The organism is Clostridium sp. 19966 (genome assembly GCF_032335695.1).
In the GTDB taxonomy this organism is placed as follows: Bacteria; Bacillota; Clostridia; order Clostridiales; family Clostridiaceae; genus JACTOJ01.
In genome coordinates this window covers 336,781-351,110 of record NZ_JACTOJ010000001.1, presented here as the reverse complement: position 1 = coordinate 351,110, position 14,330 = coordinate 336,781, and the positions used below count along the sequence as shown (strand labels likewise).

At 31.6% G+C, this 14,330-nt stretch carries 16 protein-coding genes; 6 read left to right on the top strand and 10 right to left on the bottom strand.

The features are described 5' to 3' along the window. The first annotated feature begins 191 nt into the window (after positions 1–191). Positions 192–491, top strand: a complete 300-nt coding sequence (locus tag IAI10_RS01620; protein WP_315671552.1) for a 5-fold beta-flower protein — start codon at positions 192–194, stop codon at positions 489–491. A gap of 223 nt (positions 492–714) precedes the next feature. Here IAI10_RS01620 and IAI10_RS01615 read toward each other — a convergent pair whose 3' ends face one another. Next, positions 715–1,548: a Cof-type HAD-IIB family hydrolase gene (locus IAI10_RS01615; RefSeq protein WP_315671551.1), complete on the bottom strand. Its 834-nt coding sequence runs from the start codon at positions 1,546–1,548 to the stop codon at positions 715–717. Between the two features lie 42 nt (positions 1,549–1,590). Between IAI10_RS01615 and IAI10_RS01610 the strand changes: the two genes are divergently transcribed. Beyond that, the gene (locus IAI10_RS01610; protein WP_315671580.1) at positions 1,591–2,235 is read left to right on the top strand and encodes a DMT family transporter; all 645 of its coding nucleotides are present in this window, start codon (positions 1,591–1,593) and stop codon (positions 2,233–2,235) included. A 149-nt stretch (positions 2,236–2,384) separates the two neighbouring features. Here IAI10_RS01610 and IAI10_RS01605 read toward each other — a convergent pair whose 3' ends face one another. After that, the gene (locus IAI10_RS01605; protein WP_315671550.1) at positions 2,385–3,233 is read right to left on the bottom strand and encodes a LysR family transcriptional regulator; all 849 of its coding nucleotides are present in this window, start codon (positions 3,231–3,233) and stop codon (positions 2,385–2,387) included. Between the two features lie 179 nt (positions 3,234–3,412). Between IAI10_RS01605 and IAI10_RS01600 the strand changes: the two genes are divergently transcribed. The 3 genes from IAI10_RS01600 to IAI10_RS01590 all read left to right on the top strand — a co-directional run bounded on the left by IAI10_RS01600 (position 3,413) and on the right by IAI10_RS01590 (position 5,907). After that, positions 3,413–3,952 carry a DUF4865 family protein gene (locus tag IAI10_RS01600; RefSeq protein ID WP_315671549.1) on the top strand — a complete coding sequence of 180 codons (540 nt, stop codon included), beginning with the start codon at positions 3,413–3,415 and terminating at the stop codon, positions 3,950–3,952. Positions 3,953–4,043: 91 nt separating this feature from the next. Next, the gene (locus IAI10_RS01595) at positions 4,044–5,213 is read left to right on the top strand and encodes an MFS transporter (protein ID WP_315671548.1); all 1,170 of its coding nucleotides are present in this window, start codon (positions 4,044–4,046) and stop codon (positions 5,211–5,213) included. A 112-nt stretch (positions 5,214–5,325) separates the two neighbouring features. Further along, positions 5,326–5,907, top strand: coding sequence for a hypothetical protein (locus IAI10_RS01590; RefSeq protein WP_315671547.1), 582 nt, complete (start codon positions 5,326–5,328; stop codon positions 5,905–5,907). Between the two features lie 91 nt (positions 5,908–5,998). On the opposite strand, the gene IAI10_RS01585 is transcribed toward IAI10_RS01590, so the two are convergent. From IAI10_RS01585 to IAI10_RS01550, 8 genes are all read right to left on the bottom strand, one after another. Next, complete coding sequence (locus IAI10_RS01585) at positions 5,999–7,102, bottom strand: UvrB/UvrC motif-containing protein (RefSeq protein WP_315671546.1); 1,104 nt, start codon at positions 7,100–7,102, stop codon at positions 5,999–6,001. Positions 7,103–7,133: 31 nt separating this feature from the next. Then, positions 7,134–8,894 carry a methyl-accepting chemotaxis protein gene (locus tag IAI10_RS01580; RefSeq protein WP_315671545.1) on the bottom strand — a complete coding sequence of 587 codons (1,761 nt, stop codon included), beginning with the start codon at positions 8,892–8,894 and terminating at the stop codon, positions 7,134–7,136. 225 nt (positions 8,895–9,119) lie between these two features. Beyond that, complete coding sequence (locus IAI10_RS01575; protein WP_315671544.1) at positions 9,120–9,974, bottom strand: hypothetical protein; 855 nt, start codon at positions 9,972–9,974, stop codon at positions 9,120–9,122. A 177-nt stretch (positions 9,975–10,151) separates the two neighbouring features. Further along, positions 10,152–10,400, bottom strand: coding sequence for a glutaredoxin (locus tag IAI10_RS01570; RefSeq protein ID WP_315671543.1), 249 nt, complete (start codon positions 10,398–10,400; stop codon positions 10,152–10,154). A gap of 126 nt (positions 10,401–10,526) precedes the next feature. Further along, the gene (locus IAI10_RS01565; protein ID WP_315671542.1) at positions 10,527–11,048 is read right to left on the bottom strand and encodes a GNAT family N-acetyltransferase; all 522 of its coding nucleotides are present in this window, start codon (positions 11,046–11,048) and stop codon (positions 10,527–10,529) included. Positions 11,049–11,084: 36 nt separating this feature from the next. Continuing rightward, the gene (locus IAI10_RS01560; protein ID WP_315671541.1) at positions 11,085–11,711 is read right to left on the bottom strand and encodes an HD domain-containing protein; all 627 of its coding nucleotides are present in this window, start codon (positions 11,709–11,711) and stop codon (positions 11,085–11,087) included. An 18-nt stretch (positions 11,712–11,729) separates the two neighbouring features. Beyond that, complete coding sequence (locus tag IAI10_RS01555) at positions 11,730–12,239, bottom strand: NUDIX domain-containing protein (protein ID WP_315671540.1); 510 nt, start codon at positions 12,237–12,239, stop codon at positions 11,730–11,732. A 181-nt stretch (positions 12,240–12,420) separates the two neighbouring features. After that, the gene (locus IAI10_RS01550; RefSeq protein WP_315671539.1) at positions 12,421–13,050 is read right to left on the bottom strand and encodes a hypothetical protein; all 630 of its coding nucleotides are present in this window, start codon (positions 13,048–13,050) and stop codon (positions 12,421–12,423) included. A gap of 566 nt (positions 13,051–13,616) precedes the next feature. Here IAI10_RS01550 and IAI10_RS01545 point away from each other — a divergent pair. Beyond that, positions 13,617–14,321 (top strand): LytTR family DNA-binding domain-containing protein, encoded by a 705-nt coding sequence (locus IAI10_RS01545; RefSeq protein WP_315671538.1) that lies wholly within the window; start codon positions 13,617–13,619, stop codon positions 14,319–14,321. Positions 14,322–14,330: the final 9 nt, after the last annotated feature.

The window sequence follows — 14,330 nt, the reverse complement described above, 5'->3', positions numbered from 1 at the left end:
GTTACATTTTATCCATCATTGTGGATATATAACATGATTTTTATCCATAAAACGTGTTTTTACTCTTAATTTGTTTTATTTAAAGATATGTAGTATTTTTTTGTCGACAAAATCTCGTTTGATTCATATAATGTACTATGCAAGTTTTTATACTGATTTCAACATTATATGATGAAAGGAGCGATAAATTAATGGAAAGAATTTATAATGAACGTGGCACTCGAACAGGTTATGTTAAAAATAATACTATTTACGACGGACAAAATAACGTAATGGGCTATATGTCTGGACCTATGATTTTAGACGGAAATGGTAATACAGTAGCTTATATGAATAATGGCGTTATATATGCTGCTAACGGAATGCCAGTTGGATCTTATGATGATCCTCCTGCTGATCCTCCTGTTGGTTTTCGTTTTAGACGTAGATTTTTCTTCCCATTTTTCCCATTTTTCCCATTTTTCTTTCCATTCTTCCCCTTCTTCTTTTAATGTTTTTTATTAAATCAAGAATGTGGTATATGAATAATAACCTTGGCTTTTTAATAAGTCAGGGTTTTAATAGTATATTTGATTTTTTTCGTAAAATGAAAAAGCCCTGCTAACAAGGGCTTCTCATTTTATTAGTATTCTATTTTAAAGGATTTACTGCATTCCATTGCCCTTCTTTTCCCGTAGTTATTTCTAAGAGCAAGGGCTTATCAGTTTATTCTTTTTAATCTTTATTCGTAAATATAAAATTGTTTATAGCATAGGCGATTCCAGATTCATCATTTGACTTAGTTATATATTTTCCAACCTTCTTTATTTCCTCCACGGAATTTTCCATAGCTATTGGCATACCTGCATACTGCAGCATTTCCAAATCATTATAATTATCTCCAAAGGCTATAACTTTCTCTCGGCTTATTCCTAATTTATCAATCAATATTTTTAATGCATTACCCTTAGAAATATTTGCAGCCATAATATCTAAAAGGCAGTTAGCTGAACTTACTACTGTAAGTTCAGCAAAGTGAGAAAATTTATTTTGAAGCAACTTAACCTGCTCATTGTCATCACAAACCATTAAAATTTTTAATACATTTATATTATCTATAATTTCAATAGAGGTACTATCTATATATCCTATTGGCAGCTGCAAATCTTTATCTAAAATTTTATTAAGATTTTCAAATTTAGTAGCTCTTGGATTATTTCTATTTGAATATACCATATTAGCTGTATACACAAGAAAATTTATATTAAAATCCATGCAATAGTTTAAAATCATTTTGCTAAGATTTGGAGCTATTTCTTTTGAATAAATAATCTCTCCCGTAGTAATATTTCTAATTAATCCTCCATTACAGGATATTACATGGCCTTTCAAATCTAGTTGTTTTATGAAACTCTTCACCATAAGATCAACTCTGCCTGAAGCAATAATTACTTCCACTCCATTTTGCTGAAGTTTTTTTAGTGCTGCTTCATTTTCTTTTGATATAATATCTTTTGAATTTAATAGTGTCCCATCCATATCACATAAACATAACTCATAATTCATCATATGGTATCTTCCCCCTTCATCTAATATGTTCTCTATCATAGTATAACATTTACTTACCTTTTTCAAACTTATAAATACACAACTATATCTAATGCCACCATATGTTACTACTTTGCTCCTGTAATAGTGATGATTATGTCTCCATTGATTTTGAAAGAATCCTTAAACATATTAAAAATACTCTACATTATCGCTGCCTTAGGTGGACTTGCTTGCATTGCAGGGATAAGTCAAAAATCGGGTGCAAATGATTTTATTGGTATTTTATTTGGTCTTGGAGCTGCAATTCTGTATGCAACTGTAATGTTTTTAAATAAAAGATTGAAGGATATCACTGGAATTGAAAGTTCTATTGTACAATTGGGAATTTCCGCCGTATCACTGCTTCCATATGTACTAATGAACGAAAGGCTTCAGCTTTATAAACTCACAGCAACACCGATTGTATTGCTTTTAATTATAGGCGTTATTCATACTGGAGTTGTGTATCTATTTTATTTCTCATCTATGAGAGAACTTTCTGGTCAAAGTATAGCATCTTTAAGCTATGTTGACCCAGTGGTAGCAATCATCTTATCATCAATAGTTTTACATGAAAAAATGACCCTTGTGCAAATGCTTGGAGGCATATTGATATTAGGAGCCGCTTTTTTCAATGAGCTATTTATTCAAAAGAAAATTCAATAAATTTACGTAAAAAATAGCAGCTCCCAAACTCAAAATTAGAAGCTGCTATTTTTACCTGAAAATTTAATGAATTAGATGAAAATCTCCACAGCAAAGCGAATTCCCTTCAGGAAGTTTATTTAAAAGTTGTAACATCTCTTCCTTATCATTTATTTTATTAGTCCCACCATATCTATAAAATTATTAGTTTGCTTACTTATATTTAAAGTACTAGATATAATAAAATATATCATTAATTTATTGAATTCATTAGATAACTCATGACTCTTTATTCTTTCATTACCAGTTACAAGACTCTTTGGTAATAAGGATATTCCCATATCCGCTGCCACACATCTTATAATAGACTCCAGCGAATCCATCTCAATAATTTTGTTTGGAGTTTTTTTGTTTGCAAGTATCCACTTTTCCAAAATTCCTCTATAAGGACAATCCATATTGTTATTTACTAGAATGGGTTTTTTTAACAATTCTTCTTTTTTATTAATATGGGCAGAAGATATAATAACTAATCCTTCAGTAAAAGTAAACTCTTCTCTAATACCCCTTTGTTTAGTAGAAACATTAGTAAAAGCACCATCAAGCTCTCCATTTATAACCTGCTGTATAAGATTTTTATGGGTATCTGTTTTCAAAGCTAACCTTACATCAGGATATTTTTCCGAATACCTGCTTAAGCATTTAGGCACTATAGAAGCCGATATGGTTTGAGTGGCACCTATTTTTAAAGTGCATCCGCTTTTATCACCTTTAAAGGCTGCTTCAGCTTCATCTAGCAAGCTTATGATTTTTTCCGCATATGCAAGCAACTTTTCTCCGTCCTCCGTAAGAGTAACTCCTTTATTATGCCTTAGTAGTAAGGTAGTGCCAAGTTCTTTCTCCAGCAACTGTATACGCAGAGTTACGTTTGATTGAACATAGCCCATCTTTAAAGCCGCTTTAGAGATAGAATTTTCATATGCTACAATTTGAAATATTTTCAAGTCATTACTTTCCACTTTTCGTTACCCTCTTTTCTTAGTAATAAATATAATTTTAACATATTTTACTTATTAGGGTTTGTTTATGTTTGTATTATTTTAAATGATATTTGTGATGATTAATAACTATTATTCATAGGTTGTAAACCAATATATAATAGAAGCATTGATATAAAAGATGAAAGAGGTGCTAAAAAATGCTTGCAACACAATACAAAATAACATTGCCAAAGGATTACGACATGGATATAATAAGGCATAGAGTTGAAAATAATGGTTATAAAACAGATGGTTTTTATGGTTTAAAGTTTAAACTATATCTCATAACACAAAAGGGTGAAAATAATGATCTTCAAAATAGCTACTCACCTTTATACATTTGGACTGATAGTGATGGTTTGAACAAATTTTTATTTGATGGTTTCTACGACAATATAATATCTTCTTTTGGATGGCAGCAAGTGAATATCGGTGTAACTTTAATTGACAAAACTACAAATAAAATTAGAGGATGCAAATATTTATTTGAAATTACGGGAGACATTGAGCCTCAGGAGAGCTTAAGTAATTTTCAGCATAAAATTGAAGAAATACTTCCAAAAATTGAAGATGCGGAATATGTAGTTATATATAATCCAGATAAGTGGAGATACTCTGTATTTTACTTTATAGATGCTTTAAGCAAAATTAAAATAGAGAAAGGAACAATATATGAAATTCTTCATGTATCACAATAAATAAAGACTTTGATTTATCTTAAATATCAACATCTTAAAAAGAATTATGTAATATTATTATATATATATCAATAGCAAAGGAGCTACGAGTATGACATCAATATTATTAGTTGTAATCTATATTGCATTTATCAGTCTAGGCTTACCGGATTCCATTCTTGGTTCTGCATGGCCATCTATGTATGGACAATTGAATGTACCAGTGTCTTATGCAGGAATCATCAGTATGATTATTGCTGGGGGAACCATCCTATCCAGTTTGCTCAGCAGCAAATTAATCAGAAAAATAGGTACAGGATTGGTAACCAGTATTAGTGTCTCAATGACTGCAGTAGCTCTATTGGGCTTTTCATTTTCTCATTCTTTTTGGCAGTTATGTCTTTGGGGAATTCCCTATGGACTTGGGGCTGGAAGTGTGGATGCAGCTCTAAATAGCTTTGTGGCACTGCACTATAAGTCACGGCATATGAGCTGGCTGCATTGTTTTTGGGGAATTGGCGCAACAGCAGGGCCCTATATTATGGGACTTTGCCTGACTAATGGTCTTAAATGGAATTCTGGATACCAAACAATTGGTATCCTACAAATTATTCTTGTTATTTGCTTAATTATATCTTTACCTTTATGGAAAGCAAAACAGGAAGCAAGTTCTGAAAAAAAACATGAGGTTAAAAATCTCAGTTTAAAGGAAACTATAAAACTTCCAGGGGCAAAGTCAATATTCACAGCATTTTTCTGTTATTGTGCACTTGAATCCACAACAGGTCTTTGGGCAAGCAGCTATATGGTGCTTGCCAAGGGAATTGATGCCAAGACAGCTGCAACATGGGCATCTCTGTTTTATCTTGGAATAACAGTTGGACGTTTTATCTGTGGCTTCATTACGGACAAGTTGGGTGATAAATACATGATACGCATAGGACAGTGCATATTAGCATTTGGTATCCTGCTACTACTAATTCCTGCTGGAGATATTTTAACTCTTATGGGGCTAATTCTGATAGGTTTAGGCTGTGCACCTATTTATCCTAGCATTATTCACGAAACTCCTGCTAATTTCGGTGCTGATAAATCCCAGTCCATTATGGGTGTACAGATGGCCTGTGCCTACGTTGGAACTACTTTCATGTCACCACTCTTTGGTTTAATTGCAGAATACATAAACATAACTTTATATCCAATATATTTAATATTTTTCGCCATTATTATGGTTTTAATGGTAGAAAACATGAATAAAATTCATGATAAACAAGTTTTATAGCTAATAGAAAGGAGGATGTTTATTTCGAATATATATAAGTAACTCTTATGAAAGCATTTAATATACTATTAGTGATTAGACTTATAATTGTATCAATATGAAGGAGTATAGTATGTATAACAACCAATTTTCCAGTTGTCCTTACTACATTGATAATGCTGTGTCCTCTTCCTTCCATGAAAAATTGAGATATTCAGCATATAAATATGCGTTTGCAGCCTTTAGTGGTACCGTTACGCGAATTGAGGATTTTTCTCCAAGTCAAGCTGATGCATCCATGGGCTGCTATAAATTAATGTCTTTGGAGAGCATTGACAAAGTTCCTGTTAATTTTGTAATTTCTCCTCAAACTTATTTTGTATATCACAAGGTAGTGGAAGTAGGCGATGAGGTAACTGGGTTTTATGATGCAAACGCACCTGCCATTCTTATTTATCCTCCACAATATCCTGCAATTGTTATAGCAAAAAACGAAGTATATCAAAATGTTACTGTAGATTATTTTGACAATCAACTTGTAAGCAGCAATGGAAGCTTAAAACTTAATATTGATCCCTCCACTGAAGTAATTCTCACCAATGATCAACCTTTTAACATACATCCTGGGAATAGAATCTTAGTGGTTGTCTATGGACCTACTACTAAGAGCATACCTGCCCAAACTGAACCCTATAAAATAATTGTTCTTTGCTGAATTGATATATTTTTCCAATGTAAAAAGACATTTGTTTTACGTGCAAATGTCTTTTTGTATTGATTTTCATATAATAATTCTGTTTTATTTACTAAGATTTTAGTTTTTCATCCTCTACAGGCGATAATAATTCCTCCACTACTTTATGAATACTTAGGCTATCCTTATCATTAATCCATATATCTTTGACGACTATGTACCTGCAAGTGCTTTCCTTACTCTTTAAATAATTATATATTATGTGTGCTTCATCTATTTGGTCTTTACCAATATTTACAGAGTTTTTCAGAGCACCACAAAAATGAACTAGAATATTGCTTTCAAATTTATGCTTTAGTTCATTAATATTAAAATCGCTAAGCTTATATCTTTCACTGAAGATAAGTTCATTATATCTTATCAGAAAAAACTTGATTTCTTCATCATTTAAAAACTCTATTAAAGCAATATTTTTATTTTTCTCTATAAAGCTAATAATTTTTGCAGTGCTTACCAAATGCTTTACTGCTTTTATATAATCTCTATATTTAGCTGCAGTTTCAAAATTAAATTCAGTTGCTGCAGCATTCATCTCCTGCTCTATTTCTTCAAGAATGCTCAAATCAGTACCCTTAAGCAGGTTTATAATTTTTTCTAATATAGCAAAGTAATGCTCTTTAGAAGGATTAGCACTGCACATGCCAAGACACATACCCATAGAATACTTTAAACAGCCTGAAGCTTTTCTTGAGCTATTGGTGCACAATATTTTATTGTATTCCTTGATGGCATTAAGTCCATTTTCCACAGTATTTGCACTAGTATAAGGCCCAAAATAAAGTTTTTTCTCCTTGCTATCTATCTGGTTGCAGATTTCAATAGTTGGATATTGCTCCTCCATATCTATCTTTATATAGCAATAGCTCTGAGGACTTTTCATTTGCCTATTGTATCTGGGCTTAATTTCTTTTATTAATCTGCATTCAAGCAGCAAAGCTTCAAATTCAGTATCTGTCAGCCCGTAATCAAAGTCCTTAAGGTTTTGCACTAGCTTTACCACTTTAGGTGAATGGGCTTTCGAATTTACAAAATAAGATCCAACTCTACTTTTTAGATTTTTAGATTTACCTACATAAATAATAGTGTCTAAGGAATCTTTCATGAAATACACTCCCGGTGAAGAAGGGAGCCTTTTAACTTTTTCTTTTATATCCAAAATTATGTCCTCCCTTAGATGCAAGTATATGTTAGACTTCAAATTTATCTATAGAAGCTTTTAATTCATCAGCTAGTTTCTTTAACTGTTGTGTATTGGAAAGGATCTGTTCAATATTTGCCAGTTGCTCTTCACTTGCTGCAGCAACCTGCTGAGAAGCAGCAGAATTTTCTTCAGTAGAGGCTGATAAATTTTCCAGTATCTCAACCATTTTGTTCTTTTCATTGCTCATATCCGTATTGCTGTACTTAATGCTATTAATATTATCAACTATTTTGTCTATGGCTATGACAATTTTATTGAAAATATTCTCTGTAGTCTTCACAGCCTCTTCTTGCTCATTGGCAATAACTGTACTTTCCTCCATAGCTTGCACAGCCAATTTTGATTTATCCTGTATACCATCTATTAATTCTTTTACTTTGCCAGCGGCTTGTGCTGATTCGTAAGCTAACTTTCTAACCTCTTCAGCAACTACTGCAAAGCCCTTACCCTGCTCTCCTGCTCTAGCAGCTTCTATGGCGGCATTTAAAGCTAATAAATTAGTTTGAGAAGATATTTCGCTGATAGCTTCTGTGATATAGCCTATTTCCGTAGAAATTCCATCTACTTCATGGATAATTTCACTTGCCTTAATAGTTGAATTATTGTTATATTTTGATTTTTCAGCAAGCAGCTTGACTATGCTTAAGCCTTCGTGTACAAAGCTATTTGCTTCTTCGCTAGTATGGCTTGATTGAGTTGTAAGTTCTATAACATAATCCATCTTATCTGACAAATTTTTAATTCTACTTACACCATTCTCCGTATCTCTTGCCTGATCACTTGAAGCTTTTGCAATACCATCCACTGAATTTGCCACTTCATTTATAGATGAAGTATTTTCAGCTACTATTTTATCTAGTACTTTTGTGGAATCAACTACAACTTCCGTAGAATTTTTAATAGAGCTTATCAATTCTTTTATATTTTCAACCATGGCTTTAAACGATTCATTAAGTTTTCCAGTTTCATCTTTGTTTTTAATCTTCAATTCAGGAACATTAAAATTACCTGAAGCCACAACGTCAACAGCTTCACTTATTTTACGTATAGGATAAGATATGTGTTGTGCAAAGATAAATATTATTAAAACTCCAATAATTGTAATAACCACTAATACAATAAGCGTTATTTTTAATATCTCAGCTGAGCCTTGGTTGAAATCTGACATATATGTTCCTGCACTAACTACCCATTTCCAATTAGGATCAGCTTTCTGATAGGTTATTTTTTGAGCAATAGTACTTGAATTAGGAAGGGTCCACCAATATTTAACATATCCTCCCTCGCTATTCCCCACTTTTATCTGCTCTTGTACTAAATAAGAGCCATTCTTTTTATCTTTGGTATTCCATACATTCTTGCCTTCTAAGCTTGGATGAGCAGCTTCATTACCTTGTTGATCGTATGCTAGTAAATATCCATTTTTGCCAAGATCTATACTTTTATTAATAGGTCTTGTCCCATCTGTATTTTTCTTTCCCAGCATAAATTCTCTAACAGCTTCTTGAGCTTGGTCTAATGATAATTTACCTTCATCTACTAACTTTTGCTCCTTATCAATTTCTTGCAGAGTCATTTCAACACTATTTTTTAGAAGAATCTTTCCACTATATTCTAGTTGCTGTGAACTAACATAGTAGCTAATAAAGCCTAAGAGTAGAATTGGTACAATCAATAATAACAAAGAAATTAAAACAAGTTTAATTTTAATTGTAAAATTAATTGATCTCACCTTTTTCTTTTTCATAGAATAACCCCCATCAATACATTAAATTATGTTTGATTATCTATTCTACAAAAAAGTACATTTTCCTTTATATTGTTTAATTTATTTTTCGACATAAGTTTAGTTTGTTTGATACTTATTTATCATTAGTTTATATAAAAATATATGTTTTTCACTATTTATAAATTTCATTAAATTTGCATTCCAAAAAAATCCATATGGATATTATTGATTAACCTTAACAGACTAAAGTTTATATTTATAGCACCTATATCTATCCTTAATCTCAAAGCCTGAGGACAAAGCTATATTTAATTCCTCTGAACTGTCTTCATCAATAAAATATACAATTTCCTTCAATGCGCCAAATTCCTTATATAAGTTAAACAGCATTTCATTTATTAAAATACCTTCAATACCGTTATTTTTATATTCCTCATCAATAAATAATCCAAAAACCTCTGCTCCGTCTTTGAAGGTTTTAACAAAAATGCTCCCGTGAATGGCTTCATCCTGCCTGAAAACAAATACTCGAAAACGCTCCATATCCTTATGTAAATTCTTGCTGTTATAGTACATTTCAAAAGGAATTGCATATTTATCATGAAATGCAGCATATTCTTCAAAATTATTTTCAGTAATTCTTTCTACTTGTTCATATTCTTTATTCACAGGCGCTGATAAATTATAGAGCCTAGTGTCTATACTATGATCTAGGCATTCAATATTATTTCCCATAAAATACTTATTTGCATTTTCATTATCAATAGGAAACCCTATATATATTTCATATCCATGTAATTCCTTGCTTATGTAACCAATAAATTCTTCTGCAATTTGTCCATAATCTTCTTTTATTAAAAACATCTCTGTTTGAGCATATTTTTCGCTGGGCTCCCAGTAATACATACAAACTCCGCGTAACACATTTTCATTGTAGCAAGCTATTACCTTTCTATTTTCTTCTCTTATAGACCTTTCAATAGCTTCCTCAGTCTCTTTTATTGTTTTTTTTCTTGGATAGCTAGCATAGAAGTTATTCTGCCCAAGCTCCCATGCAAATTCTATTACTTCTTCAGTGTTATAAATTGTTTTTATCATATCCTCACCCCAACAGCTTATTCTAATCATATAGAATTTTTATTACGTTTTTATGTAATTATAACATTTATTTGTATATATTGTATATTTATAAATATTCCGATTCAAAGAAGCTAATAAGCAAAAGGTATCTGCAATATGAAGAAGCAGATACCTTTTGGCTTAAATATGTATATATTAATCTTTTATTACATCTTTTATATCCAATGTCACAATACCATCCGACAAAACAAAACATGGAATTCCTATCTTTTTTTCATCTTTTATTTCCTCAAAAAGATGACTTTCATCGCGAATTGCCATAAATTCTTTCAGCGCCGCAAGGTCTTCGCAAAAATCCCTAAACTGAAAAGCTATATTTTTCTGCTTCAATTCTTCTATAGCATCTATTGTATCCGAACATAAACTGCTTCCATAAATAATCATACATAACACCACTTTCATTAGTTCATTTAGAATAACGGCTTATAAGGTAAATACTTATGTCATTATTTTTAGATAATTATCTTCATTAATATTTTTCAGTATACAATAAATTAATATATAAGTAAACTAGCAATCAATCCATATATAATGCCTATCTTTGTTTGTCTTTTCTATTCTTCCATTATTATTTAAAGCTACTTTTATTGAACTTTTGTTTTCATTTCTTACTGTAAGCAATACTTTTTCTAAGTTCATTTTTCTGGCTTCTTCGATTATGAATCTCAGCAAAATTGTGCCATATCCCTTATTTCTTTCACTTTTGCGTATTGCATAGCCTACATGTCCACCTTCTTCTCTCAATTTATCCGTTAAAAAGTGTCTCAAATTTCCTCTTCCAACTGGTTTTCCATTAGCAAAAAGCCAGTAAGTGCTTGAAGGTACTTGCCAATCTTTCAGTCCAATTCCATTAGACTTATCCTCGCTTTGAATAAGCCACTGCTTATATTCTTCAAAAGTCATTCCATTTACAGTATTCATAAAACCATTTTCATCTTTTGGAATTTCCTGAAGCATCTCATAAATATCCATATCATCACTTACTGATAATTTTTTCAATTCTAAATTTATATTTTCAAATTTGCAATCCATTGCCTTCACTCCTTTACTATGTATAAACACTTTTTACTATATATCAACTGTAATATCATCCTTAAGCTCCCTAGTAAATATCTCTACAAGCTTTTGCTTCTCATTCCAATAGTATTTAGCTTTTTCCGTTACCATAGAATTAACTAACCGCTTATTATTTCCCATAACTATGTGTTCATAAACATCTTCATAGCTATTGGCTCCATTAATCCCTTTATCTAATGTGTACCATACCATCCTCAAGGCACCTTCTTCATCCAGTAAATCAGCTTCAAGAAGTAGCATTAACTCTATAGGTGTATCTTTTTCCTTTAGCAATTCCTTGGAAGAATGAAGATATATTAAGTTTTTTACCTTTTCAATAAAAGATAAATCCATTCCAGATTTTATACCATATTCATAAAAAGCCTTTGCTCCACGTTCAGAATGAGACTTTTTACCTTCCGAGGAATATCCTATATCATGGAAAATTGCTGCAGTATATAAGGCTTCTATATCTACATCTTTTCTTCCTTCTGCAAGTCTTTTAGCCCATCCAAATACGCGTAGAGTATGCTGATATTTAGATTTAAATTCCATAAAAGGATTAGGAGGCACCTCCCCATCATGTGCAATTAAATATTCTTTTACATACTTTAAATGTTCTTCATACAATTCATTCATATCCTTAAATATATCCTCCTACCTATGTGCACCTCTATGCTTTCTCATATCAAATAAAAGCTCGGTAAACCAATAATCAATGAATTCACCGCTTTTAACTAATTGCATGATTTCCTCCTTACTGGCCCATTTAACCGTCTGAACTTCTTCATATTGTAATTTTAAATCTTTAATATCTATTTCCCGCTCCAAAAGATAGTAATCATCAAAGCCTACTTCGAAATTTACGGTGAAAAATGGTCTTTCTTTTGATAAATCAATTTTATAGCCTATTTCTTCAAAAGTTTCTCTCTCAGCTGCCTCTATGCTTGTCTCCCCGAACATGGCACTTCCTCCAACAGTGATATCCCACATATTAGGCCATCCTGTCTTCCATGGCTGCCTCTGCTGAATTAACATTTGATTTTTTGAATTAAAAATACAAACATGGATTACAAGGTGAAAATCCTCTTTACCGAATTCACTACCTCGTTCCATTGTTCTGCCAGTTAAGTTTCTATTTTTATCGTAAATATCCCATAATTCCATAATAATTCACCTCATAAAATTTATTATTTTTCAATGAACCTCATCGTTAAAACGTGCAAATTCTAACCCTTCTTCTCCTAATTTCAGAACTATCTTGTCTTTATAATATACCCCTTCATATTTTGAAAGAGCAACTCCTTTGCTAATACTACCTATAAGAACCTTTTATCTATTCTTACTATTAGTTTTTCACACTACTCTTATCAAAGCTAATTACAGTTGTTCCCATATCCACTGGAGTATCTTTACTTTCCAAAATTGCATATCTAACCCCATTATCTGAAGAAGTCTTTGCTATTTTAGGGAAATACATAGACTGTCCCGGTATAAATTTATTTTTATCTGAATAAGTATCATATCCAGTATCTTTAATAATCTTTCCATCTGTTTCATACTCTTCCAGCTTATTTACTAAAAACTTTCCGTCATCCTGCAGACTTCCTTTAATTATTCTTACATATCCTTCTTTACCACTATTAAAGGAATCAATAAATTTATCCATCATCGATATATTATATACTTCAAGCTCTTTACCATCCTTCTTTGAAAACATTATTACGCTGCCATTTTTTAAAGATGTCTGAAAATCTCTGGCTTCTTCTATATCAGTTTTCTTTAAATCCGTTACTTCCTTGAAGGATAGCTGCAATGTCTTAGTTACATCCTCATTATTTTTATTAAAATAACCTGTGCCTTCAGCATAAGTGGTGGTCTTATTACTGACATTTTTATCGCCAGTTTTACCACTTGTACAGCCTGCAATAAATAAAGTTACCATTACAAGTAGTGGCAATGTTTTATACTTTTTCATGATATTTCTCCTTATCCTATTTATATCAATTCTGTATAGCAAGTTTATTGTAAATGTAATAACCTTCTTTATAAACCTATTTTTTCAAATACATTCTTATTATATCATATTCAATAACCTTACATTAACTACTTATAAAAAATAAGGCTATGTATTAAAAAGATGTTGATAAAGACGTTTTTCGTCTAGCATGGTTTCTTTCAGAACCCATGTAAGTAACTCTAAGGGCCGCTTTGTTATAATTAGCTACCAATTTTATTGCGCCATCCATGGCGCTAAAATTGCTTTGCCCGTCCTGGGCAAAATTACGCCAATTATAAGTCGCAATCCCTAAGAGTTTCTAGAACTTAAACGATAATATCAACATTTTAAAACATAGCCTACCGAACTGAAGGAAGTTTTAACTCAGTGTAAAAATCAACACTGAGTTAAAACAGAACCAAAAATATTAATAGAGCAGCTGCTTTTCAGCACTCTATGGCATACCTTGTATTATTTTGATATAATTATGCTATGTTTTATACGTATGCTATATAAAATATCCTGCTAAAGGAAGGTTTAATAAAATGAAAATCGCAATCTGTGACGATGAAGCTGTTCAAATTAAATATATTGAAAATCTTGTAAAAGTTTGGAGCAAGGAAAAAGCAGACACCTGCTGCATTGAAGGTATTTACAGTGCTGAGGAATTTCTGTTTAAATATGAGGATGGAAATCCCTTTGATTTAATTATACTTGACATACAGATGAAGGACATAAACGGTATTGAACTGGCTAAAAAAATTAGATTCACGGACAAAAATGTAAAAATTATATTTCTAACAGGCGTAAAAGACTATGTATTTGATGGCTATGAGGTAGGTGCAGCAAGATATATATTAAAGCCACTGAAAGAAAATGAATTCTTTCAGCTGCTAGATGCTATCATGGAAGAAATAACAAACAATCCTGATAATTATTTTGTATTTTCCTATTTAGGTGAAAATATGAAATTATCCTATAAGGATATTATAAAAATTGAAGTTCAGGGACATTATATTAATATGCTTACGGTGGATAAGGAATACACCTGGAAGGAAAGCCTTCTTAAAATGGTAGAAAAACTTAAGGATAAAGGCTTTGTACTAGCAAATCGTTCTGCCTTAGTTAATGTGATGCATATAGATAGAATTACAAAAGAGGAATGCATTCTCTGCAAAAATATAATAGTACCTATCAGCAAGAGAAGCTATAAGGAAGTTAATCAAGCCTTCATAGCTTATTATATGTAGGAGATGAGG

Coding starts and splice junctions, on each gene's coding strand:
- IAI10_RS01620 (WP_315671552.1), top strand. CDS start 192: ATGGAAAGAATTTATAATGAACGTGGCACTCGAACAGGTTATGTTAAA.
- IAI10_RS01615 (WP_315671551.1), bottom strand. CDS start 1,548: ATGATGAATTATGAGTTATGTTTATGTGATATGGATGGGACACTATTA.
- IAI10_RS01600 (WP_315671549.1), top strand. CDS start 3,413: ATGCTTGCAACACAATACAAAATAACATTGCCAAAGGATTACGACATG.
- IAI10_RS01595 (WP_315671548.1), top strand. CDS start 4,044: ATGACATCAATATTATTAGTTGTAATCTATATTGCATTTATCAGTCTA.
- IAI10_RS01590 (WP_315671547.1), top strand. CDS start 5,326: ATGTATAACAACCAATTTTCCAGTTGTCCTTACTACATTGATAATGCT.
- IAI10_RS01580 (WP_315671545.1), bottom strand. CDS start 8,894: ATGAAAAAGAAAAAGGTGAGATCAATTAATTTTACAATTAAAATTAAA.
- IAI10_RS01575 (WP_315671544.1), bottom strand. CDS start 9,974: ATGATAAAAACAATTTATAACACTGAAGAAGTAATAGAATTTGCATGG.
- IAI10_RS01570 (WP_315671543.1), bottom strand. CDS start 10,400: ATGATTATTTATGGAAGCAGTTTATGTTCGGATACAATAGATGCTATA.
- IAI10_RS01565 (WP_315671542.1), bottom strand. CDS start 11,048: ATGGATTGCAAATTTGAAAATATAAATTTAGAATTGAAAAAATTATCA.
- IAI10_RS01560 (WP_315671541.1), bottom strand. CDS start 11,711: ATGAATGAATTGTATGAAGAACATTTAAAGTATGTAAAAGAATATTTA.
- IAI10_RS01555 (WP_315671540.1), bottom strand. CDS start 12,239: ATGGAATTATGGGATATTTACGATAAAAATAGAAACTTAACTGGCAGA.
- IAI10_RS01550 (WP_315671539.1), bottom strand. CDS start 13,050: ATGAAAAAGTATAAAACATTGCCACTACTTGTAATGGTAACTTTATTT.
- IAI10_RS01545 (WP_315671538.1), top strand. CDS start 13,617: ATGAAAATCGCAATCTGTGACGATGAAGCTGTTCAAATTAAATATATT.